The sequence below is a fragment of the Bilophila wadsworthia ATCC 49260 genome (genome assembly GCF_000701705.1).
Classification (GTDB): domain Bacteria; phylum Desulfobacterota; class Desulfovibrionia; order Desulfovibrionales; family Desulfovibrionaceae; genus Bilophila; species Bilophila wadsworthia.
This window is the reverse complement of record NZ_JNJP01000182.1, coordinates 1-1,633: the sequence shown is the minus strand read 5'-3', so window position 1 is coordinate 1,633 and position 1,633 is coordinate 1. Positions and strand designations below refer to the sequence as shown.

The 1,633-nt window shown below is 59.2% G+C and carries 4 protein-coding genes; all 4 read right to left on the bottom strand.

Annotated elements, in window-relative coordinates:
• Positions 1-142: 142 nt before the first annotated feature.
• The 4 genes from T370_RS0121850 to T370_RS0121835 are packed head-to-tail and all read right to left on the bottom strand — an operon-like array spanning position 143 to position 1,514.
• Positions 143-532, bottom strand: coding sequence for a DUF3168 domain-containing protein (locus tag T370_RS0121850; RefSeq protein WP_029437012.1), 390 nt, complete (start codon positions 530-532; stop codon positions 143-145).
• Positions 516-920, bottom strand: a complete 405-nt coding sequence (locus T370_RS0121845) for an HK97 gp10 family phage protein (protein WP_051643945.1) — start codon at positions 918-920, stop codon at positions 516-518. The genes T370_RS0121850 and T370_RS0121845 overlap by 17 nt, the downstream gene beginning before the upstream one ends.
• Complete coding sequence (locus T370_RS0121840; RefSeq protein WP_029437010.1) at positions 910-1,239, bottom strand: phage head closure protein; 330 nt, start codon at positions 1,237-1,239, stop codon at positions 910-912. Before T370_RS0121840 ends, T370_RS0121845 begins: the two co-directional genes overlap by 11 nt.
• Positions 1,239-1,514, bottom strand: a complete 276-nt coding sequence (locus T370_RS0121835) for a hypothetical protein (RefSeq protein WP_029437009.1) — start codon at positions 1,512-1,514, stop codon at positions 1,239-1,241. Before T370_RS0121835 ends, T370_RS0121840 begins: the two co-directional genes overlap by 1 nt.
• Between the last annotated feature and the right edge of the window lie 119 nt (positions 1,515-1,633).

Sequence of the window (1,633 nt, the reverse complement as noted above, 5' to 3'; positions counted from 1 at the left end):
GACGGCTTCAGGGAAAACGAGTTGATGGGGAGGAGGACACCCCCCGGCGTAGTCGGCGCCACGCCGTAGGACGTTTCCACGTCCATCAGGACTTTGGTTCTGGCGCCGACCGCAATCTGTTTGTTGGGCATGTTTCAATCTCCTATTCGGTTTCGAGGAACCAGACCTTGAACTCCATGTTCACGCGGAAGTAATTCGTCCCGTCCTCGTACAAATCCTGATCCTCGATCAGATGCGCGCTGAACCGCGGGCCGCTTGGCGGCATGGCGGCACGAACGGCCTTGGCAATGGCTTTTGCCTCGTCATAGTCCCGCGCCCATACGTCGATCTGAAGGTCGATTTCTTCCAAGCCGGAATGCCCGGACAGCGTATTTGCGGGCATCCCGCCGATGCGCTGGAACGTGATGCATGGGAGTTTTGTCCCCTGCGGGATCACCAGCGCGAAAACCTTGTTCCCAACCAGCGCGGACAAGCCCGCATCCTCCCGCAGCGTCCGCAACAGGACGATTTCAAAATCAACGGCGCTTGCCATAATGCGGGTCCCCCATCATGTCCTGAAGCATCGTATCCACCTTTCGCCGGACGGCGTTGCGGGCCTTGCGCAGGAAGTGTGTTCCAGTGACATAGTTGGGTACATGCTTCACAACCGTACCGTCTTTTTCCACAACCAAATCATGCCCGAACTCCACAAGATGGCTGTGCGGGGCCTTCACATAGACCACATAGCCGCCGTCCTTATACTTCGAGCGGTAAATCCAGATGGATTGCCGCAGCCTCCCCGTCTTGTCCTTGAACGCCGTCGAAGCCTTGGCCTTTTCAAAGACCTGCGCGGCAATCCCCCCAAGATCGGAGTCGATTTCCGCCCGCACCCCGGCTCGGATTTCCTCAATCGGGATGTCCACCACGACGTCATTGCTCACCGCTCACCTCCCGGCACATCAGCACCAGCCGCGTGCCCCTGTTGTCAGGCAGAGGCGCGACAATGCCGAATACCCTGCCGCCGTGCACAATCCGCATGTCCGCCGCCACGCCGGGCCGGAAGCGGATCGTGACCTTGTGCGTGACTTCGGACTGCACCTGCTGCGAGGCGAAAAACTCCCGCCCGCTCACGGCCTCGACCGACGCCCACACCGTGGACACGTCCTTCCACGACTCCCGCCTTAACGGTGCGCCGTACTCGTCCACGGCAAGCTCATACCGCTGGATGGTCACCCGATGGCGAAGGGAACCGGCACGCATCACGCGCCTCCGGATCTCAACAAGGCGTCTTTCCGTCGAAGCTCAATCCATACGGCGACGCACAGCGCCGCCAAAGGGACAAACAAAAACAGCGAAACCCCGAACACCCCCCGCAGAAACCAGTGCCAAACGGCGAAATTGAGGTTCCACGCGGCAAGGGAACAAAAAAGGTAGGCAGGGCCACAAACCCACAACAGACAGTTGGCGAACAGCCGCAACACCTTTCTCTTTGTCCACTTGAACTCTTTGAACCTCTTCACTTCATCAGCGTTCATCAGAACCCCCTTGTGACGACATACGGATCAAGCAGGCAGTCCACAAATGACCGCCCGAACTCATTGAAGTTCGACCCCACGGCGAAGCTCTCCCGCTGTTCGTACAGCGTCCCGATCCG